This is a genomic window from Yoonia vestfoldensis (genome assembly GCF_002158905.1).
Lineage (GTDB): Bacteria > Pseudomonadota > Alphaproteobacteria > Rhodobacterales > Rhodobacteraceae > Yoonia > Yoonia vestfoldensis_B.
The window spans coordinates 1,310,518-1,333,440 of sequence record NZ_CP021431.1 but is presented as its reverse complement, the minus strand read 5'-3'; the positions used below and the strand labels follow the sequence as shown (position 1 = coordinate 1,333,440).

Annotated in this window: 20 protein-coding genes; 8 read left to right on the top strand and 12 right to left on the bottom strand. The window is 61.2% G+C overall.

Translation table 11 applies throughout. The annotated features are described in order from the left end of the window. Positions 1-52: 52 nt before the first annotated feature. The 3 genes from LOKVESSMR4R_RS06490 to recA form a co-directional block, all read right to left on the bottom strand. Positions 53-340, bottom strand: a complete 288-nt coding sequence (locus LOKVESSMR4R_RS06490) for a DUF1330 domain-containing protein (protein ID WP_087206826.1) — start codon at positions 338-340, stop codon at positions 53-55. After that, complete coding sequence (alaS, locus tag LOKVESSMR4R_RS06485; protein ID WP_087206825.1) at positions 337-2,991, bottom strand: alanine--tRNA ligase; 2,655 nt, start codon at positions 2,989-2,991, stop codon at positions 337-339. The genes LOKVESSMR4R_RS06490 and alaS overlap by 4 nt, the downstream gene beginning before the upstream one ends. Positions 2,992-3,141: 150 nt before the next feature. After that, a complete protein-coding gene (gene recA, locus LOKVESSMR4R_RS06480; RefSeq protein ID WP_087206824.1) occupies positions 3,142-4,221 on the bottom strand; it encodes a recombinase RecA in 1,080 nt (359 codons plus the stop codon). 187 nt (positions 4,222-4,408) lie between these two features. Between recA and LOKVESSMR4R_RS06475 the strand changes: the two genes are divergently transcribed. Continuing rightward, on the top strand, positions 4,409-5,005 hold the full coding sequence (locus LOKVESSMR4R_RS06475) for a gamma-glutamyl kinase (RefSeq protein ID WP_204248735.1): 597 nt from the start codon (positions 4,409-4,411) through the stop codon (positions 5,003-5,005). Between the two features lie 45 nt (positions 5,006-5,050). Here LOKVESSMR4R_RS06475 and LOKVESSMR4R_RS06470 read toward each other — a convergent pair whose 3' ends face one another. Together LOKVESSMR4R_RS06470 and LOKVESSMR4R_RS06465 are read right to left on the bottom strand one after the other, a co-directional pair. After that, complete coding sequence (locus LOKVESSMR4R_RS06470) at positions 5,051-5,782, bottom strand: RlmE family RNA methyltransferase (RefSeq protein ID WP_087206822.1); 732 nt, start codon at positions 5,780-5,782, stop codon at positions 5,051-5,053. 14 nt (positions 5,783-5,796) lie between these two features. Next, positions 5,797-6,909, bottom strand: a complete 1,113-nt coding sequence (locus LOKVESSMR4R_RS06465) for a Ppx/GppA phosphatase family protein (protein WP_087206821.1) — start codon at positions 6,907-6,909, stop codon at positions 5,797-5,799. A 203-nt stretch (positions 6,910-7,112) separates the two neighbouring features. On the opposite strand from LOKVESSMR4R_RS06465, the gene LOKVESSMR4R_RS06460 reads away from it, so the two are divergent. Genes LOKVESSMR4R_RS06460 through LOKVESSMR4R_RS06450 form a run of 3 tightly spaced genes read left to right on the top strand, consistent with a single transcriptional unit; the run spans position 7,113 to position 9,435 of the window. Next, on the top strand, positions 7,113-7,409 hold the full coding sequence (locus LOKVESSMR4R_RS06460; RefSeq protein ID WP_087212726.1) for a virulence factor: 297 nt from the start codon (positions 7,113-7,115) through the stop codon (positions 7,407-7,409). Between the two features lie 28 nt (positions 7,410-7,437). Next, positions 7,438-8,361 carry a 5,10-methylenetetrahydrofolate reductase gene (locus LOKVESSMR4R_RS06455; protein WP_087212729.1) on the top strand — a complete coding sequence of 308 codons (924 nt, stop codon included), beginning with the start codon at positions 7,438-7,440 and terminating at the stop codon, positions 8,359-8,361. A gap of 9 nt (positions 8,362-8,370) precedes the next feature. After that, positions 8,371-9,435 carry a methyltetrahydrofolate cobalamin methyltransferase gene (locus LOKVESSMR4R_RS06450; protein ID WP_087206820.1) on the top strand — a complete coding sequence of 355 codons (1,065 nt, stop codon included), beginning with the start codon at positions 8,371-8,373 and terminating at the stop codon, positions 9,433-9,435. 26 nt (positions 9,436-9,461) lie between these two features. Here the strand turns inward: LOKVESSMR4R_RS06450 and LOKVESSMR4R_RS06445 are convergent, their stop codons facing one another. The 6 genes from LOKVESSMR4R_RS06445 to LOKVESSMR4R_RS06420 all read right to left on the bottom strand — a co-directional run bounded on the left by LOKVESSMR4R_RS06445 (position 9,462) and on the right by LOKVESSMR4R_RS06420 (position 16,843). Then, the gene (locus LOKVESSMR4R_RS06445) at positions 9,462-10,241 is read right to left on the bottom strand and encodes an HpcH/HpaI aldolase family protein (RefSeq protein ID WP_087206819.1); all 780 of its coding nucleotides are present in this window, start codon (positions 10,239-10,241) and stop codon (positions 9,462-9,464) included. Between the two features lie 60 nt (positions 10,242-10,301). After that, on the bottom strand, positions 10,302-11,393 hold the full coding sequence (locus LOKVESSMR4R_RS06440) for an ABC transporter ATP-binding protein (RefSeq protein ID WP_087206818.1): 1,092 nt from the start codon (positions 11,391-11,393) through the stop codon (positions 10,302-10,304). A gap of 22 nt (positions 11,394-11,415) precedes the next feature. Then, positions 11,416-13,032, bottom strand: a complete 1,617-nt coding sequence (locus tag LOKVESSMR4R_RS06435; protein WP_087206817.1) for an alpha-glucosidase — start codon at positions 13,030-13,032, stop codon at positions 11,416-11,418. 85 nt (positions 13,033-13,117) lie between these two features. After that, positions 13,118-14,272, bottom strand: coding sequence for a carbohydrate ABC transporter permease (locus tag LOKVESSMR4R_RS06430; protein WP_087206816.1), 1,155 nt, complete (start codon positions 14,270-14,272; stop codon positions 13,118-13,120). Next, entirely contained in the window at positions 14,272-15,495 is a 1,224-nt protein-coding gene (locus LOKVESSMR4R_RS06425; protein WP_087206815.1) for a carbohydrate ABC transporter permease, read from the bottom strand. Before LOKVESSMR4R_RS06425 ends, LOKVESSMR4R_RS06430 begins: the two co-directional genes overlap by 1 nt. An 82-nt stretch (positions 15,496-15,577) precedes the next feature. Further along, positions 15,578-16,843 carry an ABC transporter substrate-binding protein gene (locus LOKVESSMR4R_RS06420; RefSeq protein ID WP_087206814.1) on the bottom strand — a complete coding sequence of 422 codons (1,266 nt, stop codon included), beginning with the start codon at positions 16,841-16,843 and terminating at the stop codon, positions 15,578-15,580. Here LOKVESSMR4R_RS06420 and LOKVESSMR4R_RS20105 point away from each other — a divergent pair. The 4 genes from LOKVESSMR4R_RS20105 (at position 16,833) to LOKVESSMR4R_RS06405 (ending at position 20,513) form a co-directional block, all read left to right on the top strand. After that, positions 16,833-17,039 carry a hypothetical protein gene (locus LOKVESSMR4R_RS20105; RefSeq protein ID WP_157898149.1) on the top strand — a complete coding sequence of 69 codons (207 nt, stop codon included), beginning with the start codon at positions 16,833-16,835 and terminating at the stop codon, positions 17,037-17,039. The two genes, LOKVESSMR4R_RS06420 and LOKVESSMR4R_RS20105, sit on opposite strands and share 11 nt — an antisense overlap. Positions 17,040-17,141: 102 nt before the next feature. Next, entirely contained in the window at positions 17,142-18,173 is a 1,032-nt protein-coding gene (locus LOKVESSMR4R_RS06415; protein ID WP_087212723.1) for a substrate-binding domain-containing protein, read from the top strand. A 1-nt stretch (position 18,174) separates the two neighbouring features. Beyond that, positions 18,175-19,497 carry a GH1 family beta-glucosidase gene (locus LOKVESSMR4R_RS06410; protein WP_087206813.1) on the top strand — a complete coding sequence of 441 codons (1,323 nt, stop codon included), beginning with the start codon at positions 18,175-18,177 and terminating at the stop codon, positions 19,495-19,497. An 8-nt stretch (positions 19,498-19,505) separates the two neighbouring features. Next, positions 19,506-20,513 carry a glucokinase gene (locus LOKVESSMR4R_RS06405; protein WP_087206812.1) on the top strand — a complete coding sequence of 336 codons (1,008 nt, stop codon included), beginning with the start codon at positions 19,506-19,508 and terminating at the stop codon, positions 20,511-20,513. Here LOKVESSMR4R_RS06405 and LOKVESSMR4R_RS06400 read toward each other — a convergent pair. Then, a complete protein-coding gene (locus LOKVESSMR4R_RS06400) occupies positions 20,510-22,843 on the bottom strand; it encodes an ATP-binding protein (RefSeq protein WP_087206811.1) in 2,334 nt (777 codons plus the stop codon). The genes LOKVESSMR4R_RS06405 and LOKVESSMR4R_RS06400 overlap by 4 nt on opposite strands. Between the last annotated feature and the right edge of the window lie 80 nt (positions 22,844-22,923).

The window sequence follows — 22,923 nt, the reverse complement described above, 5'->3', positions numbered from 1 at the left end:
GCTCGGAAGATGGGCAAAAGGCCGGGGCAATCAGCGCCCCGGCTTTTTCGTGTCAGGCGAATTCTTCGACGATGCATAATTCGCGCTGGCTGGCGCCTTTGGCATAGCTGAGCGCATCCTGGTAGGCGGTCGAATGATAGCAATCATGTGCGGCCTGCAGGCTGGGAAAGCGCGCCACGACATTGCGCGGCCGGTCCGGCCCTTCAAGCTGTTCATAAGCGCCGCCACGGGCGAGGAAAACCCCGCCGTGATCCGCGATGGCAACCGTGGCGCGGCTGGCATATTCGCCATAAGCTGCGGCATCGGTGACTTTGACATGGGCGATCCAGAGTGCGGTCATGACAATTGCTCCATTATTGATTTTGCTTGTGCGATGGCGGCATCGGCATTGTCAGCCGACGCGCCGCCGCCCTGTGCCATATCGGGCCGGCCACCGCCGCCCTTGCCACCAAGTTCCGGCGTCACAGCGCGCAGAATATCCACGGCCGAAACACGCGCTGTCAAATCCGCCGTGACCCCCACGGCGACGGCGGCCTTGTCGCCCGTATCGGCGATCAGCACCACGACACCGCTGCCGATCTCTGACTTGATCTGGTCGATCAGCGCGGGCAGATCCTTGCCGGTGACCCCCGATAAAACCTGCGCATGAAAGCTGATCCCATTGACCTGTGTCGCCGGTGACGCCCCCTGCGCGCCGCCCCCCATGGCCAGATCACGGCGCAATTGCGCGACCTCATTGGCCAGCGCGCGGCGTTCTTCCATCAGCGCCTTGACGCGGTCGGCAACCTCGGTTGCGGGGGCTTTGAGCGTGGCGGCAACGTCCGACAGCCGCTGGTCCTGTGCGCGCAGGTAATCAAGGGCGGCTTGCCCTGTCAGCGCCTCGATCCGGCGGACACCGGCGCTGGAGGCCGCATCGCCCAAAGCCACGAAAGCCCCGATTTCCCCCAGCTGGCGCACATGGGTGCCGCCGCAGAGTTCCAGCGAATAGGTATCGCCTGCCACGCCTTTGCCGGACCCACCCTTCTGGCCCATCGAGACGACGCGCACCTCGTCGCCGTATTTTTCGCCAAAAAGCGCCTGCGCACCAAGCGCGCGCGCATCATCGGGTGCCATGATCCGGGTTTCGACGCGGCTGTTCTGGCGGATCAGCGCATTCACATCGCGTTCGACCTGCGCCAGTTCCGCCGGATCAAGCGCCTTGCTATGGCTGAAATCAAACCGCAGCCGGTCAGGCGCATTCAGCGAGCCGCGCTGCGCGATATGATCGCCAAGGATCTCGCGCAATGCCTCGTTCAGCAGATGGGTGGCGGAATGGTTGGCCTGAATAGCCGCACGGCGCGCAGGATCGACGCGCAGCGCCGCGCCCTGCCCCACGGCAATCGTGCCGCTGGTGACCGTGGCGAAATGGATGAACACACCGGCGACCTTTTTGGTATCGGTGATCTGCGCCATGCCGGTTTCGGTTTGCAGCAGGCCCGCATCGCCGACCTGCCCACCGGATTCGGCATAAAAGGCAGTCTGGTTCAGCACGATCTGCACCGCGCCGCCCGCCTCTTGGACCATGGCCCCATCGGCGACCAGCGCCTTGATCTGGCCCTCGACCTCCAGACTATCATAGCCCAGAAAATCGGTCGGGCCGGCGACATCGGCCACATCGAACCAGATAGCGCTATCCGCCGCGGCACCGGTGCCCGACCAGGCCGCCCGCGCCTTGGCCTTTTGCGCGGCCATGGCGGCATCGAACCCGTCAATATCGACGCTGCGGCCTTTTTCGCGCAAAGCATCCTGCGTCAGATCAAGCGGGAAACCATAGGTATCATAAAGCTTGAAGGCCGAGGCGCCCGGCAGCGCCGCATCCTCGGGCAGATCCGCCAATTCGTCATCCAGCAGTTTCAAGCCGCGATCCAGCGTCTGTTTGAACCGGATTTCCTCGTTCATCAGGGTTTCCGCGATCAGCCGCTGGCCTTGGCCCAATTCGGGATAGGCCGCGCCCATCTGCTGCACCAGCGCAGGCACCAGACGGTGCATCACCGGATCCTTGGCGCCCAGCAGATGCGCATGGCGCATGGCGCGGCGCATGATCCGGCGCAGCACATAGCCGCGGCCTTCGTTGGATGGCAGCACGCCTTCGGCAATCAGAAACGAGGTCGAGCGCAGATGATCCGCGATCACCCGGTGATGGGTATTGCCGGGGCCGTCCGGGTCCGAGGATGTGGCATGGGCCGAGGCCTCGATCAGCGCGCGCATCACATCGGTATCGTAATTGTCATGCTTGCCCTGCAACAGCGCGCCGATCCGTTCCAGCCCCATGCCGGTATCGATCGATTGCATGTCCAGAGGCCGCATCGACCCATCCTCGAATTGTTCGTTCTGCATGAAAACGACATTCCAGATCTCGATGAACCGGTCGCCGTCTTCCTCGGCCGATCCCGGAGGGCCGCCCCAGATATGATCGCCATGGTCATAGAAAATCTCGGTGCAGGGGCCACAGGGGCCGGTCGGCCCCATGCGCCAGAAATTGTCATCGGTGGGGATGCGGATGATCCGGTCCTCGGACAGGCCGATCTTTTTCCACAAATCAAACGCCTCGTCATCGGTATGATAGACGGTGGTCAGCAGGCGCGATTTATCAATGCCGAAATCGCGGGTCAGCAATTCCCAGGCAAAAGGGATCGCATCCGATTTGAAATAATCGCCGAAACTGAAATTGCCCAGCATTTCGAAAAACGTATGGTGGCGGGCGGTATAGCCGACATTGTCCAGATCATTATGCTTGCCCCCGGCGCGCACGCATTTCTGGCTGGTGGTGGCGCGGCTGTAATCGCGGGTTTCGACCCCGGTAAACAGGTTCTTGAATTGCACCATGCCCGAATTGGTGAACATCAACGTCGGGTCATTGCGCGGCACAAGCGGGCTACTCGGGACCACGCGGTGGCCCTGTTTTTCGAAATAATTCAAAAACGTAGAACGGATGTCCGCAAGGCTGGTCATGGCGCGCTTTCAAGGAAAATATCTATCAGCGGCAGAAATAGCGATGCGGCAGGCCCATGTCCACCGATAGAAACACCAAGGCCGCAATGGCGCGCGGCTTTTTCGCAGCGGCCGGCGGATCAGGGCGCAGACAAAGCTGCGCCCGCTGTCCTAGATTTCGACCAGATCGTCATCGGCGCTGGTGTCACCCTCGCCCATGGCGAAGTCGAGCCCATGGGCCGCGCGGATCTTATCCTCGATCTCATCGGCGATCTTGGGATTTTCCTTGAGGAACAATTTCGAATTCTCGCGCCCCTGCCCGATCCGTTCATCGCCATAGCTGAACCAGGCACCGGATTTTTCGACCACACCGGCCTTGACGCCAAGATCCAGTAATTCGCCGGTCTTGGAAATGCCCTCGCCATACATGATGTCGAATTCCACCTGTTTGAAAGGCGGCGCCACCTTGTTCTTGACCACTTTGACGCGGGTCGCATTGCCCACCACCTCGTCACGGTCCTTGATCGCGCCAATGCGGCGAATATCCAACCGGACCGAGGCATAGAATTTCAGCGCATTACCACCTGTCGTCGTCTCGGGGCTGCCGAACATGACGCCGATCTTCATGCGGATCTGGTTGATGAAAATCACCATACAGCCAGAGCGGTTGATCGATCCGGTCAATTTGCGCATCGCCTGGCTCATCAGCCGGGCATGCACGCCGACCGAACTGTCGCCCATATCGCCTTCAAGCTCTGACTTGGGCGTCAGCGCCGCGACCGAATCGACCACCACCAGCGAGACCGCCCCGGACCGGACCAAAGTATCGACGATTTCCAGCGCCTGTTCGCCGGTATCAGGCTGCGAGATCAGCAATTCATCCAGATTGACGCCCAGCTTCTTGGCATATTGCGGGTCCAGCGCATGTTCGGCATCGACAAAGGCGCAAATCCCGCCTTTTTTCTGCTCTTCCGCGATCGCATGCAGCGTCAGCGTGGTCTTGCCTGACGATTCCGGGCCGTAAATCTCTATCACGCGGCCTTTGGGCAGGCCACCGATCCCCAGCGCGATATCCAGACCCAAAGACCCGGTCGAGGTCGCCTCGATCTCGGGCATCTGGTTCTGGCCACCCAGTTTCATGATCGAGCCTTTGCCGAACTGCCGTTCGATCTGGGCAAGCGCGCTTTCCAGCGCCTTTTCCTTGTCTGCGGTTTTCTTGTCCATCATTTTCAAAAGATCTGCCGTTGCCATTACCCTGTCCTTATTCCACGCAGCCCGCCGGGGGGCAATCAAAGCTTTGTTCGCGTTATGTTCCGTATTACATGGGATCAAAACGTGAACATTGCAACCAAAATTTGCAATGTCACTCTTTCCAGCAATTGGTTAAAGATAGGTTAGGGCGCGAAAGCGCGCCGCTGCATGCAAGGGATAGGTGCAAATGCTGGTTTTCTGGGCCGAAAACCTTGTTCTGCTGGCGGTGCCGAAAACCGGCTCGACCGCGCTCGAAGGCGCGCTGGCGCCGCGTGCCTCGATGGTGCTGCGCGATCCGCCGCATCTCAAACATGCGCCTTGCTATCGCTACAAACGATTCCTGCGGCCGTTTTTCGTGCAGGCGGGCGGAAAAACACCCGAATTGATGGCCATCGTGCGCCACCCCGTGGATTGGCTGGGCAGCTGGTATCGCTACCGGCACCGCGACGATCTGCTGGGCCATGAAAACAGCACGCGCGGCATCAGTTTCGACGATTTCGTGGTGGAATATTGCAAAGGCGACCCCGCGCCCTTTGCCGCTGTCGGATCGCAAGACAAATTCCTGCGGATCAATGACGGCGAGATCGGCGTGCAACATCTGTTCAAATACGAGGCTTGGGACCAGGTCACAGCCTTCCTTGAAACCCGGCTGGCGGTGACGCTCGCGCTCAAACAGATCAATGTCTCGCCCCGGATGGATCTGACCTTGTCGGATGACGTGCGCGCCCATCTGCACGACAAACGCGCCGCCGAATTCGCGATCTGGCAAGCAGGGCAAGGCTGACCCCGGCCTGTATCTTCTTTTTTCCAAAAATACTCAAACCCGGCGTCAGCCGGCGCTGTCACGGCCTTTGAACCCGGTCGCGACGACGAATTTTTCCGAACTGTCAGACCGCGAGGCCGGCGGTTTGACATTGGCGACCTTGGCGAAACGCGCCTTGAGCAGTTTTTGCAAATCGCCTTCGGCCCCGCCTGCCAGCACTTTGGCCACAAAGGTGCCGCCCTCGTTCAGCACGTCGAATGCGAAATGCGCCGCCGCTTCGCAGAGCGCGATAATCCGGTTGTGATCGGTCTGTTTATGCCCCGATGCGGATGCCGCCATATCCGACATCACCACATCGGCATTGCCGCCAAGCCAGTTGCGGACCTGCACATCGGCATCATCGGCCATGAAATCCAGCTGGTAAATCTCGGCCCCCGCGATCGGCTCGACCTCTTGCAGGTCAATCCCCAGCACATAGCCCTGCGCCTTGGATGTGCGTTCGCCCAAGGCATTGGTGCGTTTGACCGCGACCTGCAACCAGCCACCGGGCGCACAGCCCAGATCGACAATCCGCGCGCCGGGCACCAGAAAGCGGTATTTGTCGTCCAGTTCCAAGATCTTATAGGCCGCCCTGCCCCGATATCCGTCCGCCTTGGCACGTTTGACATAGGGGTCGTTCAACTGCCGCTGCAACCATTGGGTCGAGGACAGCTTGCGCCCGCGCGCGGTCTTGACCTTGACATGCAGGTCACGCTGTCCGCGCCCAGAGGAATTCTTGGTGGTGGGTTTTTTCGCCATGACGCGCTTTATCCTTAAAACGGGGCGTCTTCCAAGACCCCATCGGCGGACATCTGGGCATAAAGCAGGCCTTCACGCAAACCCCGGTCCGCCACCGACAGCCGGTCGGTCGGCCACAACCGCATCAAAGTCTGCAAAATCGCGGCCCCCGACATGATCAGCGCCTGCCGGTCGCGCCCGATCCGCGGATCGGCGCGGCGTCCGTCCGGGCCCAGCGTCAGGTAATCGCGGATCACCGCATCGATCTGGTCGGATGTCATGCGCAGCCCGTCAACCTTGGTGCGGTCATAGCGTTTCAGCCCCAGATAGCTGGCCGCCACCGTGGTCACCGTGCCGCTGGTGCCGATGATCTGGAACCCTTCACGCGCCTGCGCGGCGGCGGATGGCGCGAAAGCCTCCAGGTTTTCCTCGAAAAACCAGCTCATCAAGGCAAAGCGCGCGGCATCATCCTCGACATCGCCGAATTGGTCGCGCAACGTCGCCACGCCCAGCGGCACGGAAATCCAATCCACCACCTTGGCGGCGGCAAAGGGGCCGGGGTCGGATTTGAACCCCGCATGCAGGCGCATGATGGCGCGGGGGCGTTCACGCTTGGGCACATTGCTCAGGTCGATCCAGACCAATTCGGTCGATCCGCCGCCAATATCCACGACCAGCAATTGTTCGGTGGTCACGCTGACCAGCGGCGCGCAGGAAATGACCGCCAGACGCGCCTCTTCTTCGGGGCGGATGATTTCGAGGTTCAGCCCGGTCTCGCGGCGCACCTGCGCGATGAAATGCGGACCGTTCAGCGCGCGGCGGCATGCCTCGGTCGCGACCAGACGCATCCGCTTGACCCCGTGGCGGTGCAATTTCTCGCGGCAGATACGCATCGCCGAAATCGTGCGGTTCATCGAGGCACGCGACAATCGCCCCGTGCTTTCAAGGCCTTGGCCCAGCTGGACAGATTTGGAAAAACTGTCCACGACATGGAACTGGCTGCCCTTCGGCTGGGCAATCAGCATCCGGCAGGAATTCGTGCCAAGGTCCAGCGCCGCATAAAGCGTGGCCGGATCGGCTTGTTTTGGCGCGGGGCTATCGACCGCTTTGGGGAACGCGCCCGCACCTTTGGGACGCTTGGGCGTCATCTTTTACGCCCTCCATTTCGAGTTACCCCAAACCTATGCTGCCCATGGTCACAAGACAAGCCCAACCACCAGCGCCGCGCGGCTTGTGCGAAAATATCGCAGGACCGCAGCGCCCGTCGCGGACCGCGCGCGTGATGTCGAAAACCGACGTTGCGCGTCGCGTTGCGATGCTAGAACCGCTGCAACGGTCAAGGGGGAATCATATGCCTGACGTCACCATCGTCTATTGGCGCGACATGCCCGCGCAGGTCATCGTCGGGCGCGGACGGCGCGGCACCAAGCTGCCCTTGCCCGAAAGGTTCGAACAGGCCATCGACCGCGCCGCGATGAAATCGGGGGCTGCGGAATCGGATGATTACATGGCGGGGTTCCGCAAGGCAGAGCCCTATGTCGCGGATGGCACCGATACACAAGCCGCCGAAGCCGCCGTCGCCCGGATCGTTGCCGATTACGATCAGGACCGGATCAAAGCGTTGATTGCAAATGACGGTTGGGCCTGATCCCCGCCGCAGCCTGAAGGAGACAATGATGTCGCTCTTGCCGTTTTTCAAAACCAAAGAGCCGCAGGCCTCTGCGGTCAATCCCGCCATCGAAGCCTTGCTGCGCGATTATTCCATCGAGGTAATGCCCCGCACCGCCGAGAAGGTCGAGAATTTCCGCGACCTGCTGCCACAAGGCACCCGCGTCTATATCGCCCATATCGAGGGCACGCCCATTGCCGATATGGTCGCCACCGCCCGCAGGCTGGCCATGGATGGCTATAAGGTCATGCCGCATTTCCCCGCACGCATCATCAAGGATCGCGCCACGCTGGCGGATTGGATCGCGCGTTATCAGGGCGAGGCGGGTGTCGATCAGGCGCTGTTGCTGGCCGGTGGCGTGGCGCAGCCGCATGGTGATTTCGAAAGTTCGATGCAGCTGATGGAAAGCGGATTATTCGGTGATTTCAAACGGCTGCATGTCGCAGGCCATCCCGAGGGCAACCGCGACATCGACCATGACGGCAGTGATACCAATGTCATGGCCGCATTGCGCTGGAAACAAAAGTTCAGCGAAACCAGCGATGCGCAGATGGCGCTGGCCACGCAATTCGCCTTTGAGGCGGGGCCGATCATCGCCTGGGCCGATGCGTTGCGCGACGCGGGCATCACGATCCCGGTCCATATCGGCATTGCGGGGCCTGCGAAATTGCAGACGCTGATCAAATTCGCCATCGCCTGCGGCGTCGGCCCCTCTCTCAAAGTGCTGCAAAAGCGGGCGATGGATGTCACCAAGCTGCTGCTGCCCTATGAGCCGACCGAGGTCGTGGCACAGCTGGCCGCGCATAAAGCCGCCAATCCCGATTTCAACATCACCCATGTGCATTTCTTCCCGCTGGGCGGGATCAAGACCAATGCGCAATGGGCCATCGACAATGGCGGGGCCTCTGCCCTGCCCGCTTCGCAACGCTAAGGACCTTTCATGACCCGCACTATCGTCGAATCCAAGACCAAGACCGCCATCATCGGCTTTGACCAGCCGTTCTGCGTGATTGGCGAAAGGATCAACCCCACGGGCCGCAAGATCCTGGCCGAGGAACTGGAACGCGGCGATTTTTCCCGCGTCGAGGCCGATGCCATCGCCCAGGTCGCCGCCGGTGCCACGGTGCTGGATATCAATTCGGGCGCTGTCTTTTCCAACAAGATGGCCGAAGACCCGCGCTATGCCGACAATAATTTCGTCGAACCGCCCCTGATGACCGAGCTGATCCGCCGCGTGCAGGCGGTGGTTGATGTGCCGCTCTGCATCGATTCATCCGTGCCGGGCGCTTTGGAAAACGGGCTGGCCGCTGCCGAAGGCCGCCCGCTGCTCAATTCCGTCACCGGCGAGGAAGAGCGGATGGAACTCGTCCTGCCGCTGGTCAAGAAATACAATGTGCCTGTCGTGGCGATTTCCAACGACGACAGCGGCATTTCCGAAGATCCCGACGTCCGCTTTGCCGTGGCCAAAAAGATCGTCGAACGCGCCGCCGATTACGGCATTCCCGCGCATGATATCGTGGTTGATCCGCTGGTGATGCCGGTCGGCGCCATGGGCAGTGCCGGATTGCAGGTCTTTACGCTGGTGCGCCGCCTACGCGAGGAATTGGGCGTCAACACTACCTGTGGTGCCTCGAACATCAGCTTTGGCCTGCCCAACCGGCACGGGATCAACAATGCCTTTTTGCCGATGGCGATGACCGCCGGCATGACATCGGCGATCATGAACCCCGTCGCCCTGCCCATCGGCCCGCTGAAAATCGCCGAGAAACGTGCCGAAGTGCTGGCGGCGGGGATTTTCCTGCCCGAGGATATGGATGATGAAACCTTCGTGACCCTGTTCGGCCTGGGGTCCACCCTGCCCCGCGCGGGCAAGGAGATGGAGGCGATCCGTGCCGCGAATTTCCTGATGGATCAGGACCCTTCGGGCGCGGAATGGATCAAATTCAACCGCGCACCGGTGAAAGACGGCGAAGGCCGGGCCCGGACCGGGCGGCGGCGCAAGTGACTTTTATGCCTCCGGCGGGGATATTTTTACTCTGAAGATGGGGGCTTGAGCCGTCCTACGAGACCGCGCAGGGCTTTGTTCAGTAGCGTGACATCGCTGCTGACGCCCATGAAGGTCACGCCTTTGTCGATATAATCGGATGTGCGGGTTTCATCGAAAGTGATGATGCCCGCGATCTTGCCCGCGGCCAGCGTGCGCGCGATGATATGGTCGATGGCGGCCAGAACCTCTGGGTGGTCGGGCTGGCCCGGATAGCCCATATCGGCGGACAGATCGGCGGGGCCGACGAAGACTCCGTCAACGCCGGGGGTGGCGGCGATGGCGTCGATATCATTCAGGGCGGCGCGGCTTTCGGCCTGCACCAGCAGGCAGACCTGCGCATTGGCGGTGCGCGCGTAATCGGGGATGCTGCCATAGCCAGAGGCGCGCGCCGATGATGCCCCCATGCCGCGGATACCCTCGGACGGATAGCGCATGGCGCGCGCCATCAGCGCCGCTGTCGCCGCATCATCGACCATCGGCACCAGCACGGTCTGGCAGCCTTGGTCGAGCACCTGTTTGACCATCCAGACCTCGGCGCTGGCGATGCGCACAATGGCCGAGGCCCCGGTCGCGGCCAGCGCCTGCAATTGCGCGATCAGCCCGGTGGGCGCGTTCGGGCCATGTTCGGCGTCGATCAGGCACCAGTCAAAGCCTGCAAGCCCGGCCATTTCCGCCAGCTGCGCCGATCCGGTGGACAGCCAGATGCCATATTGCACCTGCCCCGCGGCAAGGGCGGTTTTCAACTTGTTTTCGGGGGTTTGCATCGCGCGCCTTTTCCAGATTTCGCGCCGATGCCATCACATCGGCGCGGTTCTGGCAAGCATTTAGCGATAATAGAGCGATTGGCCGTTGGCGAAGACCTGCACTTTGTCGGGGCTGGCGGCCATGCGCACCGATTTGCCGCGCAGATCGGCATGGATACCGGGCAATTTGCCGATCACGGCAGCATTCTCGCCGACCTTGTCGAAATAAAGCAGCGTCACCTCGCCCAAGGCCTCGGTGATATTGACCTTGCCTTCAAAGGCGTAATCGTCGCCTGTCGTTTCGATCATATCCTCGGGGCGGATGCCGACATTGACTTGCAGGCCCATGTCGCTGTCCTGCGTCGGGGCAGCGGATTTCACCATGCCGCCGCCATGCAGCTTGACCGTGGTCACAGACCCGGTGCCGACGATTTCACCGGCGAGCAGGTTCATCGCCGGGCTGCCGATGAATTGCGCCACGAATTCGTTTTCGGGCCGTTCATAAAGTTCCAGCGGCGTGCCGACCTGGGCGATCCCCTTATTGGCCAGCACCACGATACGGGTGGCCAATGTCATCGCCTCGACCTGGTCATGGGTGACATAGATCATCGTGCTGTCGGGCATGGATTCCTTGAGCTGGGCAATCTCGATCCGGGTGGCGACGCGCAAAGCGGCGTCCAGGTTCGAGAGCGGTTCATCAAACAGATAGACCTTGGGATCGCGCACGATGGACCGCCCGATGGCGACGCGCTGGCGCTGCCCGCCCGACAGCGCCTTGGGCAGGCGGTCAAGATAATCCTCCAGCTGCAGGATCTTGGCCGCGCGGGTCACGGCGGCGTCAATCTCGGCCTTGGATTTCTTGGCCAGCTTCAGCGCGAAGGACATGTTTTCGCGCACTGTCATATGCGGATAAAGCGCATAGGATTGAAACACCATCGCAATGCCGCGCTGCGCGGGGGGGACATCGTTCACCACGCGTCCGTCGATTTGCAATTCGCCCCCCGTGATCTTTTCCAGCCCCGCGATCATGCGCAGCAAGGTCGATTTTCCGCAGCCCGAGGGGCCGACAAAGACGATCAATTCGCCCGTCTTGATATCGAGGTTGATGTTTTTGAGAACATCGACGGTCCCGCCATAGGTCTTGGCGACCTCGGTCAGTTTCAGTTCAGCCATGTCGGAACTCCCCTTGGTTGCCTTACCTTTTGAGCGCGAAGCAGACCTGCCACGGGCCAAAATGCAATTTGCCGTCTGCCGAGATATGCGCGCTGCCCAATTCGGCCCCGATCGGTATCCAATCCCCGGCGGGCGGGTCGAAATCGGACGGAGTCTCGCTGACATTGAACGCGCAAAGGATGGTCTGATCGCCCGCAGTGCGGGTGAAATAGATCACGTCGTCCTGCGCCTGCATCTTGTCATGCGATCCCACGCTCAGCGCGGGATGGCTGTGCCGAAAGGCGATGGCGCGGCGGTAATGATGCAACAGCGCGCCGGGTTCATCCTCTTGCGCGGCGACAGAAAGGCCCAGATGCTCGGATGGCACCGGCAGCCAGGGCCGCACATTGCTGAACCCGCCATGGTGGTTGTCGCGGTCCCAGACCATCGGCGTGCGACAGCCGTCGCGGCCTTTGAATTCGGGCCAGAATTCGACGCCATAAGGGTCTTGCAGATCCTCAAAGGCGACATCGGCTTCGTGCAGGCCCAGTTCCTCGCCCTGATAGATACAGGCCGAGCCGCGCAAAGCCATCAGCAGCGTGACGAACATGCGCTGCCCGCCGGGGGGCAATTCCCAGCGCGTGGCATGGCGCACGACATCATGGTTGGAAAAGGCCCAGCAGGCCCAGCCATCGCCCGCGACCTCATCGACCTGGCGCATCACATCGACGATGCGCGCGGCGGTCGGTTTGTCCTTGGCCAGAAATTCAAAGGCATAGCACATCTGCATCAGATCATTGCCGGCGGTATATTGGCCCATGATTTCCAGCCCGCGTTGGGCATCGCCCACCTCGCCCACGGCGGCGGCGCCATAAGGTTCCATCAACGCGCGCAGCCGCGCCAGGAATTTGACGTTATCGGGGTGGTTCTTGTCGTGGATATGGTCCTGATGATTATAAGGGTTCACCGAGGGCGCGATATTGGCGTTGCGCTTTTCCTTGGGCAGGGGCGGGTTGTCGCGCAATTCCGCGTCATGCATGTAGAAATTGATCGTATCCAGCCGGAACCCGTCACAGCCACGGTTCAGCCAGAACTGCGCCACATCCAACAGCGCATCCTGCACCGCGGGGCTGTGAAAGTTCAGATCGGGCTGCGAGACCAGAAAGTTATGCAGGTAATATTGTTCGCGCCGCGCATCCCAATGCCAGGCAGAGCCGCCGAAGATCGACAGCCAATTGTTGGGGGGCGTGCCATCGGGCTTGGGATCGGCCCAGACATACCAATCGGATTTGTCATTGCTCCGGTCGGCGCGGCTTTCGGTGAACCAGGGATGCTGGTCGCTGGTATGGCTGAGCACCAGATCGATCATCACGCGGATCCCAAGCCTATGCGCGGTTTCCACCACCGCATCGAAATCGGCGAGGCTGCCGAACATCGGATCGACGTCACAATAATCGCTGACGTCATAGCCGAAATCCTTCATCGGCGAGGTGAAGAAAGGCGATATCCAGATCGCATCCACCCCCAGCGAGGCGATATAGGGCAGCCGCTGCACGATCCCCAAAAGGTCGCCGATGCCGTCGCCATTGCTGTCTTGGTAACTGCGCGGATAGATCTGATAGATCACCGCCCCGCGCCACCAATCCTTGTTCACCGCCATCTCGGTGTTTGTGGCCAATGCCGTCATAATGTCTTGTCCTGTTTCGTGACGACCCGGTGACGCCGGATCGTCATAGCCTCAAATTTTATTTCACTGACCCGGCCAGAAGGCCGCGCACCAGATAGCGTTGCATGGCGAAAAACACCGCCAGCGGCACCGCGATCGACACGAAAGCCGCCGTCGCCAGAATTTCCCAATTGCCACCGCGCGTGCCCAGCAATTCAACGATCTGGTTGGTCATCACGGTGGTTTCCCCGGTGGCGTCGATCAAGAACACCTTGGCCACCAGCAGGTCATTCCATGTCCATAAAAACTGGAAGATTGCAAAACTGGCCAAAGCCGGAAACGACAGCGGCAGGATGATTTTCGTGAAAATCTGGAAATCCGTCGCGCCATCGACCTTGGCATTCTCGATGATGTCACGCGGCAGGCCGACCATGTAATTGCGTAAGAGATAGATCGCCAGCGGCAGCCCGAACCCGGTATGCGCCAGCCAAGTGCCCAGATAGCCTTTGCCGATCCCGATTTCCAAATGCAGCCGCAACAGCGGGATCAGCGCCAATTGCAGCGGCACGACCAGCAAGCCGACCACGGCCGCGATCAGCAGCGCACGGCCCGGAAAATCCATCCAGGCCAGCGCATAGGCGGCAAAGGCCGCGATCACGATGGGAATGATCGTCGCCGGGATCGTCACCGTCAGCGTGTTGAAAAACGCCCGCGTCATGCCATCGGTGCTGTCACCGCTGAACAGGACGCGTTCGTAATTCTGCAAGGTAAATTCGGGCGGCGTCGTGGCGGTCACGAAAATGCGCTGCCCGCGGCCGGTCAGTTCCTGCGGGCTGGTCCAGACATAGGCGCCATCGGCCTGCACAGTGAGGGTCTCTCCGTCCGAGAGTTCCGCGGTGTCACCGGGTGCGAATTCGCTGATCCGCAGCGAGGACGTGCCCCAAGCGCTGATTTCCGCCTCGGACCCATCCCCGAAAAGCTGACCTTGCACGGTATAGACGCCGTTCACCAGCATCTGCGCGCCGTCATCGCCGGGGTTGGCCGTGCGCAGCGTCAGGTTCTGTTCACTGGCCGTCAGCGCCCCCCACCAGCCGGACCCTGATATCTGGTCCGACGTGCGGAACGAGGATACCAGCAGCCCGATTGTCGGAAACAGCCACAAAGCCACCAAAAGCACGACCGATATCTGCACAACCCAGTTCAGCGCCGAGGTGCGACCCGCGATATTTTCCATCAGCGCATCTCCTTGCGGGCGTTATAGACGTTCCAGATCAGGATCGGGCTGACCAGCAGCATGATCACCATTGCGCTGGCTGACCCCACCCCCCAATCGGATGCGCGGAACAGCTTGTCGAACATGTAATTGGCCAAAACCTGCGTTTCCCATTGCCCGTTGGTCATGGCAAAGACGATGTCGAAGACCTTGAGCACGACCAGCGTGATCGTGGTCCAGACCACGACGATCGTGCCCGCGATCTGCGGCATCTTGATTTTGAAAAACACCTGAAACGGGTTTGCGCCGTCGACGATGGCGGCCTCGATGGTTTCCTCGGGGATGCCGCGCAGGGCGGCGGACAGGATCACCATGGCAAACCCGGTCTGGATCCAGATCAGCACCACCATCAAAAGGAATGAATTCCACCCCGGAATGGTCAGCCAGGTCTGCGGCACGCCGTAGGGGTGGACATTGGTAAAGGCACCATAAGCCAGCGACAGCGCGGCATAGATCACATAGGCCATGACCGCGATCAGCACGACCCGCAGCACCGACCCGGCGCTGGCCCCTTTTTCGCGGATCGCCTGCGCATTGGTATAGGCCAGAAACAGCGCCAATGCCGCCGCCGAGATCATCAGCGCACCGGGCAAAAGCCGCAAGATCAGGAAAGACCCTATCCCGCCATCAAATTGCAGCCATAGCGCGTTCAGCGCGCCGATCTGGCTTTGATCCACGGGGCGGGTGTCATAGATCAGCTTGAAAATCACCGAGGCACCCACAAAGGAAATCGCCATCGGCATGAAGATCAGCGATTTGGCGATGGCCCCCCATTTGATCCGGTCGGTCAATTGGGCTGCCAGCAGACCGAATGCGGTCGATGCGGCAGGCACGATGATCAGCCAGAGCATATTATTGCGCAAGGCTTCCCAGAATTTGGGTTCGGCCATCATGCGCTGGTAATTGGCAAGCCCGACGAAAGCGCCGCCCTGATTGCGGTCGGTCAGCGAATACCACAGGGTCGCGACGACCGGATAGGCCAGATACAGCCCCAGCGCGAAAATCGCGGGAAACAGGAACAACCAGGGCCGGATCAGGTTGGCACGGTTGATATTGCGGCCTGCATTGGCCCCTTTTGCGGGCAGCAGCACCTTGTCCAGAAACTGGTTGGAAAAGTAAAAATACGCGACGCAGCCACCGACACCGATGATGATCGTCACAAGACCCTGTAATGCAGGATTCATCAGTCTCTCTCCTTGGGCTGCGCAAGCGGCGGATGACCCGACCAGACCGGCCGGGTCACCCGATTGTCAATCCTGCAAGCGATTACTGGATCGCATCCCAAGAGGCCTGGATCCGTGCGGCGACCTCGGCGGCATCGGCACCGCCGGCATAATCGACCATGCCGGTCCAGAACGACCCCGCCCCCACAGCGCCCGGCATCAGATCGGATGCGTCAAAGCGGAAGGTGGTCGCGCCCAACAGAATGTCATTCATATTTGCCAGCGTCGGATCACCGAAAGCGGCATTATCCACGCCGGTATGCGGTGTCAGGAAACCGCCCAGCCCCATCCAGATCTCATGCGCCTCGGGTGTCTTGAGGAATTCGATCAGATCATTGGCGGCATCGCTTGGGTTGGTGATCGCCCACAGCGTGCCGGCCCCCAGAACGGGCGAGCCCAGATCCTCGGATTCGTAGGCGGGGAAGTAGAAGAAATCGGCATCTGCGCCCACTTCGGTCCCTTCGGGGAAGAAAGCGGGGATGAATGACGCCTGACGATGCATGTAGCATTGCGGCGGGCTGTCAAACAGACCCTTGGGGCTGTCGCGGAAATCGGTCGTGGCCACCGCACCGGCACCACCGGCGACAAAGGCATCATTGCGCGCGAATAGGCCGAATTGTTCGATCGCATTCACGACTTCGGGCGCGTCAAAGGGCAGCTCGTTGCTGACCCAGGCGTCATAGACTTCGGGCGGCTGGGTGCGCAGCATCATATCCTCGACCCAATCGGTCGCAGGCCAACCGGTGGCCCCACCCGACCCCAGACCGATGCACCAAGGCGTGCCGCCATCGGCGACGATCTGTTCGGAGAGCGCGATCAGCTCTTCCATGCTCTGCGGCACGTCATAGCCCGCATCCTCGAAATTCTCGGGGCTGTACCAGACCAACGATTTCACATCGACCTTGTAGAAAAAGCCGTAAAGATCGGGGTTGCCCTCGGGGCCGGTATAGGTGCCCAGATCGACCCAGGACTGACCGGCGGCGTAATTGTCCAGCAGCCAATCACCGGTGCCATCGGGCAGCGGCGTCAGAAAGCCACGGCGCGCCATATCGGCGGCAAGGCCGGGCTGCGGGAAGACGGCGACATTCGGGGCAGAGCCTGCCTCGGCGTCGATCATGATCTGCTGCTCAAAGCTGTCAGACCCGGTATAGCGCACGTCATGGCCGGTCGCGGCGGCGAAGGCGGCCAGCACCTGTTCGACATTGGCCTGATCCGGGCCAAGCCAAGGACCGAACACGGTGATCTGTTCGGCCTGTGCAGCGCTGCCCAAAGCAACCGCTGCCACGCTGGCATACAGTTTGAATTTCATTGATATTCCTCCCAATCATGCCGACATGGCATGTGCGTTTCGTGACACTAGAGTGCCGGTCTTCAAAGTGCCGGTCTTCCCATCTTACCACGCCAAGGAATCGCAACCCCAAAGCGCTTTGGATATCGCCACAGTCATTCAAGGTTTGCAATTTGTCAATGACGCAGTCATTTCTGAAAAAATGCCTTGGATTTAGGCAGATGCAGGTTTACTCAAACGATTATGAGCAGTGAAAGATCAAATTGACTTGCACAGTTTGATCCGCCAATTTGAAAGCGCTTTGGAAGACCGGGACCAGATGAACCTCAAGCAACTCTCGCAAAGGCTGGGGCTTAGCCAGACCACCGTCAGCCGCGCGCTGAACGGCTATCCCGAGGTGAACGAGGCGACGCGGCTGCGTGTCGAACGGGCGGCGGCGCAATATCATTATCGCCCCAGCACCCGCGCCAAAGGGCTGGCGACCGGCAAGGCGCTGGCCATCGGCCATGTCATCCCGATTTCCAGCAAACACGAGATGGTCAACCCGATCTTTGGCGATTTCATCGCCGGTGCGGGGGAAACCTATGCCAGCCACGGCTATGAGATGATCCTGTGCACCGCCGATGACGCGCAGGAAGAACAGGTCTACCGCGGGCTGAAGGCGCGCCGCGCGGTGGACGGGGTGGTCGTGCATGGGCCAAGGCTGGATGACAGCCGGATCAAGCTGCTGCATGAAATCGGCCTGCCTTTCGTGGTGCATGGCCGGTCGTCGGGGGCCACCCTGCCCTATGCCTGGCTGGATGTGAACAACCGCCATGCGTTCCAGCGGGCCACGGATTTCCTGCTGGATCTGGGGCACCGGCGGATCGGGTTGATCAATGGGATGGAATTCATGGATTTCGCCCATCGGCGGCGCGACGGCTATACGATCGCGCTGCTGGAACGCGGCGTGCCTGTTGATCCCGCGATCATGCATTCCAGCGAGATGACCGAAGTCTTTGGCTATCAATCCACCCGCGCCATGCTGGCCTTGGATGATCCGCCCACAGCGCTGCTCTGTGCCTCGCTGATCTCGGCTTTGGGGGCGCGGCGCGCGGTCGAAGAATCAGGTCTGGTCATGGGGCGCGATGTCTCGATCATCACCCATGACGATGATCTGTCCTATCTCAAGAACGGCGATGATATCCCGATTTTCACCGCGACACGGTCGTCGGTGCGGGCTGCGGGGGCGCGGTTGGCGGAAATGCTGCTGGGGGGGATCGCTGACCCTGATCTGGCGCATCAGAATGTGCTTCTCGAAGCGGAATTGATGGTGGGCCGCTCGACCGGACCCGCCCCCAGAAAGGACTGACATGCATTTCAAACGCAGCGATTTTCCCGACAGTTTCCTGTTCGGGGCCGCCACGGCCGCCTATCAGATCGAAGGGCATCAATTCGGCGGCGCAGGCCCGACCCATTGGGACACATTCGCCGCCACGCCCGGCAATGTGGTGCGGGCCGAAAACGGCGCGCTGGCCTGCGACCATTACCACCGCTTTGCCGAAGATCTGGACCTGTTGCGCGATGCGGGCATGGATGCCTACCGCTTTTCGACATCCTGGGCGCGGGTCATGCCGGACGGGCGGACGGTGAACCCCGAGGGGCTTGATTTCTACGACCGGCTGGTTGATGCGATGCTGGAACGCGGGCTGAAGCCGTTCCAGACGCTCTATCATTGGGAATTGCCCTCGGCGCTGGCCGATCAGGGCGGCTGGACCAACCGCGACACCTGTGCCGCCTTTGCCAATTTCACCGATGTGATCACCGACCGGATCGGGGACCGCGTCCATGCCATCGCCACGATCAACGAGCCGTGGTGCATCGCCTATCTGTCGCATTTCCTGGGCCATCATGCGCCCGGCCTGCGCGATATCCGCGCCACGGCGCGCGCGATGCATCATATCAACCTTGCGCATGGAATGGCGATGACGCGGCTGCGCGCCAAGGGCATGCAAAATTGCGGCATCGTGCTGAATTTCGACCATACCGCGCCGCTGGATGACAGTGCCGGGGCGGCACAGGCCGTGGCAAGATGGGATGCGATCATGAACCGCTGGTTTGTCGAGGCCGTCACCCAAGGCAGCTATCCCGCCGAAGCCTTGGACGGTTTCGCCCCCCATATGCCCGCAGGCTGGCGCGATGATATGGCCGAGATCAGCCAAAGCATCGATTTTCTGGGCGTCAATTATTACACGCGCCATCAGGTCACGACCGATACCGCCCAGCCTTGGCCGCATCTGGCATCGCATGAAGGGCCGGGCGCGAAAACCCAGATGGGCTGGGAAATCTACCCCGATGGGCTGCAATCCTTCCTGACGCGGCTGGCGGATGATTATGTCGGCGATCTGCCGCTTTTCGTTACCGAAAATGGCATGGCCTGGGATGATCATCTGGAAAACGGCGCTGTCGATGACCCCGCACGCGTGCAATTCGTGTCCGACCATGTCACCGCCACCGCGCGCGCCATTGCGGCGGGGGCCAATGTGCAGGGGTTCTTTTATTGGTCGCTGCTGGATAATTACGAATGGGCCTTTGGCTATGAAAAGCGGTTCGGGATGGTCCATGTCGATTTCGACACCTTGAAGCGGACGCCGAAAGCGTCCTATCACGCGTTCAAATCCGCCATCGCGCGCTAGGAAGCCCCATGTCCCACCCCGCAAACAGCTATGCCCTTGTCGCCGATATCGGTGGCACCAATACGCGTGTCGCCTTGGCCGACGGGCACCGGATCATCACAACCACGATCCGGCGCTATGCCAATGCGGATTTTCCGGGGCTGGAATCGGTGCTGCGCCGCTATATCGCGGATGAAGGCGGCGTCGATCCCGTTGCGGCCTGCGTGGCCGTGGCAGGCCCGGTGCGCGACGGGCGCGCGACGATGACCAATCTGGACTGGACCATCGACAAGACCACGCTGGCCCGCGCGACCAAGGCCGAAACGGTGGCGATCCTGAACGATCTACAGGCGCAGGGCCATGCGCTGGGGCATCTGGAGCCGGCCAATATCCGCACGATCCTGCCCGGCCCCGATACCGACCCCGATACCGGCGCGCAGGCCGCCAAGCTGGTGATCGGCATCGGCACCGGGTTCAACGCAGCCCCGGTGTTCGAGCTGCCCACCGGCCGGATCGTCACCCCGTCCGAAAGCGGCCATGCCAATCTGCCGATCCGCAACGAGATGGAATTGCGCCTGTGCCAATTCGTGTCCACCGCGCATGGCTTTCCGGCGGTCGAGGATGTCTTGTCAGGGCGCGGGCTGGAACGGGTCTATGCCTTTCTGGGCAACGAGGCAGGCGACCCGCGCGAGGCGACGGCGCAGGATATCATGGCCGCCTGTGCCGATGACAGCGATCCGCGCGCGCGCGCCGCGGCAGAGCTGTTCACCCGCATCCTGGGCACGGTCTGCGGAAATCTGTCGCTGATCCAGCTGCCCTTTGGCGGGGTCTATCTGGTGGGCGGCGTGGCACGGGCCTTTGCGCCGCATCTGGCGCGTTTCGGCTTTGCCGAGGCGTTCCGCGACAAGGGGCGTTTCGCCGGTTTCATGGGCAATTTCGCCGTGCATGTGGTCGAGGATGATTACGCCGCGCTGACCGGATCGGCGGTGCATCTGGTCGCGATTGGCAGCGGCGCGGCACCGGACGCAGCCCGCTAGGCCGCAGGCAAGGATTCGGCCAATTGGTCCTGCACGGTCTGCGTCAATGTGTTCAGCGAAAACGGCTTGGGCAGAAAGATCGCATTGCTGACCTGCGGTTGCCCGTCGCTAAAGGCATCCTCGGCATAGCCCGAAATGAACACGACCTTGGTATCGGGGCGGGCCTGGCGCGCCTGGCGCACCCACGTCGGCCCATCCATGCCGGGCATGATCACATCGGTGACGAAAAGATCGACATGCAGCGCGGGATCTTCCAGCATGGACAGCGCCATTTCGGCGCAATCCGCCTCTAGCACGCTATAGCCGCGCAGCCGCAAGGCGCGCGAGGCAAAGGCGCGCACCGGGGCTTCATCCTCGACCAGCAGCACGACACCGGTGGCGGGGCGGTCGACCGGTTCACGGCGCATCGGTTCGACCAGGGCTGCGGGCCGTTCTGGCCGGTCATGATGCGGGAATAACAGGGAAAATTCGGTGCCTTTGCCAACTTCGCTATCAGCGAAAATATAGCCGCCGGTCTGTTTGACGATCCCGTAAGCGGTGGACAGGCCCAGCCCCGTGCCTTCGCCGGGGCGTTTGGTGGTGTAGAAAGGTTCAAAGATTTTATGCAGCTTTTCTGGACCGATGCCATGGCCATGGTCGATCACCTTGACCTGCACATATTGCCCCGCAGGCACCACGGCCCGGTCTTTGACCATGGGTTGGCGCAGCCGCAGGTTCTGGGTGGTCACGCGGATATCGCCCGCCCCCTGCATCGCATCGCGCGCATTGACCACAAGGTTCATCAAGACCTGTTCCAATTGCCGTTTATCCGCCTTGATCGGCAGCAGCGCGGGGTCATGATCCAGCGTCAGCGTCACCTTTTCGCCGACCAGGCGGTTCAGCAGATGGGCCAGTTCGGACAGGGTTTCGCGCAGGTCGATCACCTCTGGCTGGAGCGTCTGTTTGCGCGAAAACGCCAGCAGCTGGCCGACAAGGCTGGCCGCGCGATTGGCGTTCTGGTGGATCTGGATCAGGTCGCTGTAATTCTGATCCCCTTCGTCATGGCGCAACAATAACAGGTCGCAATGCCCTGAAATCGCTGTCAAAAGATTGTTGAAATCATGTGCGACGCCACCCGCCAGCTGCCCGATTGCCTGCATCTTCTGGCTTTGGACGAATTGCGCCTCGAGCGATTTCAGCTCTGTCACATCGTCAAGCACCGCGATCAGATGCTGATCGGCTGTGCCCCCCGCCGCATTCAGCGTGACCTGCACAAAAGTGTCCTGGCTTTGGCCGCGTCCTTGCAGGAATTGCGGGCTGCGGCCGCTGCGCCCCTCAAAGGCTTCGCGCAGCCAATCATTGATCGGACGCCCCAGACCATCCAGCAGATCGGTCAGTTTCAGACCATCGGTATTGGTGATCCGCAGCAATTGCCGCGATTCGCGGTTGGTGCCCAGAATTTCGCCCGAGGGCGCGATTTTCAGCAAGGGGATCGGCAGATCCTCGATCGCATGCCAGCCTGCGGTGAAAAACCGCGGCCCGTCACCGCGTTGATCGGCCAGCAGATAGACATCGCGCGCGCCGCCCCAGCCTTCGGCGACGGCGACGATCACCGGCTGCGGCCCCTGCGCGGTCTTGAGCATATGGCGCTGCCCCGATGCCAGCGGCAGATCGTCAAACAGATCGTCGATGCAGCCGACCCTGCGCCCCAGCAAGCCACGCAGCGCCACATTGACATGCAAAACGGCATTATTCGGCCCCAGCGTCATCATCGGCAGCGGCAGGTTGTCATGCTGGCGCGCGGCGGCGATGGCCTGATCGCCCAGATCATCCATCCGCCACAGGCGCAGCGCCGGGCCGATCACCACAACGCTGAGCCGGAAATGACCGCGCCGGGTGATCACATCTTCTTTGCTGGCGCCGATCAGATGGGCGCCATGCGACAGCCGTTGCAGGAAAGGATGCGGATTGGCCAGAAAGCTGCCGAACAGATCGGCCAGCCGCCGCCCGCTGCAATCGCCAAAGCGCATGGTCGCGGCCTTGTTGGCATAGCGCACCTGCCCCAATGCATCGGTCAGAAAGGCGCTGTCCAGATCATCCTGCATCAGCCGGATCGTCGTCGCCTCCAGCTGCTGGCTGCGCCAATGGCCAAACCCCGCGCGTCCCGCCAGCACGCCCGCCAGCACCAATAACAAAGCCCCCGCGCTGATCATGCCGATCCGCGCATTGGCATTATCGGTCACCTGTGCGGCAATCAGGACAAGCGCCGCTGCAACGCAGATCCATGGAACAGATGCCAGACCGGCGGCGGCCGATAAGGCGGGCCTTGCAATCTTTGGATGTGCTGGCAAAGGTCACCTCCCTCGGCAGTATGCGTACAGGCTAGTGAAAACATGTTAATCATTCATTAATTTAGGATATGTCGCCGCAG

Coding starts and splice junctions, on each gene's coding strand:
- LOKVESSMR4R_RS06435 (WP_087206817.1), bottom strand. CDS start 13,032: ATGGCGGTGAACAAGGATTGGTGGCGCGGGGCGGTGATCTATCAGATC.
- LOKVESSMR4R_RS06425 (WP_087206815.1), bottom strand. CDS start 15,495: ATGAATCCTGCATTACAGGGTCTTGTGACGATCATCATCGGTGTCGGT.
- LOKVESSMR4R_RS06470 (WP_087206822.1), bottom strand. CDS start 5,782: ATGGCGAAAAAACCCACCACCAAGAATTCCTCTGGGCGCGGACAGCGT.
- LOKVESSMR4R_RS06420 (WP_087206814.1), bottom strand. CDS start 16,843: ATGAAATTCAAACTGTATGCCAGCGTGGCAGCGGTTGCTTTGGGCAGC.
- LOKVESSMR4R_RS06450 (WP_087206820.1), top strand. CDS start 8,371: ATGACCCGCACTATCGTCGAATCCAAGACCAAGACCGCCATCATCGGC.
- recA (WP_087206824.1), bottom strand. CDS start 4,221: ATGGCAACGGCAGATCTTTTGAAAATGATGGACAAGAAAACCGCAGAC.
- LOKVESSMR4R_RS06490 (WP_087206826.1), bottom strand. CDS start 340: ATGACCGCACTCTGGATCGCCCATGTCAAAGTCACCGATGCCGCAGCT.
- LOKVESSMR4R_RS06410 (WP_087206813.1), top strand. CDS start 18,175: ATGCATTTCAAACGCAGCGATTTTCCCGACAGTTTCCTGTTCGGGGCC.
- LOKVESSMR4R_RS06475 (WP_204248735.1), top strand. CDS start 4,409: ATGCTGGTTTTCTGGGCCGAAAACCTTGTTCTGCTGGCGGTGCCGAAA.
- LOKVESSMR4R_RS06445 (WP_087206819.1), bottom strand. CDS start 10,241: ATGCAAACCCCCGAAAACAAGTTGAAAACCGCCCTTGCCGCGGGGCAG.
- LOKVESSMR4R_RS06430 (WP_087206816.1), bottom strand. CDS start 14,272: ATGGAAAATATCGCGGGTCGCACCTCGGCGCTGAACTGGGTTGTGCAG.
- LOKVESSMR4R_RS06405 (WP_087206812.1), top strand. CDS start 19,506: ATGTCCCACCCCGCAAACAGCTATGCCCTTGTCGCCGATATCGGTGGC.
- alaS (WP_087206825.1), bottom strand. CDS start 2,991: ATGACCAGCCTTGCGGACATCCGTTCTACGTTTTTGAATTATTTCGAA.
- LOKVESSMR4R_RS06415 (WP_087212723.1), top strand. CDS start 17,142: ATGAACCTCAAGCAACTCTCGCAAAGGCTGGGGCTTAGCCAGACCACC.
- LOKVESSMR4R_RS06465 (WP_087206821.1), bottom strand. CDS start 6,909: ATGACGCCCAAGCGTCCCAAAGGTGCGGGCGCGTTCCCCAAAGCGGTC.
- LOKVESSMR4R_RS06460 (WP_087212726.1), top strand. CDS start 7,113: ATGCCTGACGTCACCATCGTCTATTGGCGCGACATGCCCGCGCAGGTC.
- LOKVESSMR4R_RS06455 (WP_087212729.1), top strand. CDS start 7,438: ATGTCGCTCTTGCCGTTTTTCAAAACCAAAGAGCCGCAGGCCTCTGCG.
- LOKVESSMR4R_RS06440 (WP_087206818.1), bottom strand. CDS start 11,393: ATGGCTGAACTGAAACTGACCGAGGTCGCCAAGACCTATGGCGGGACC.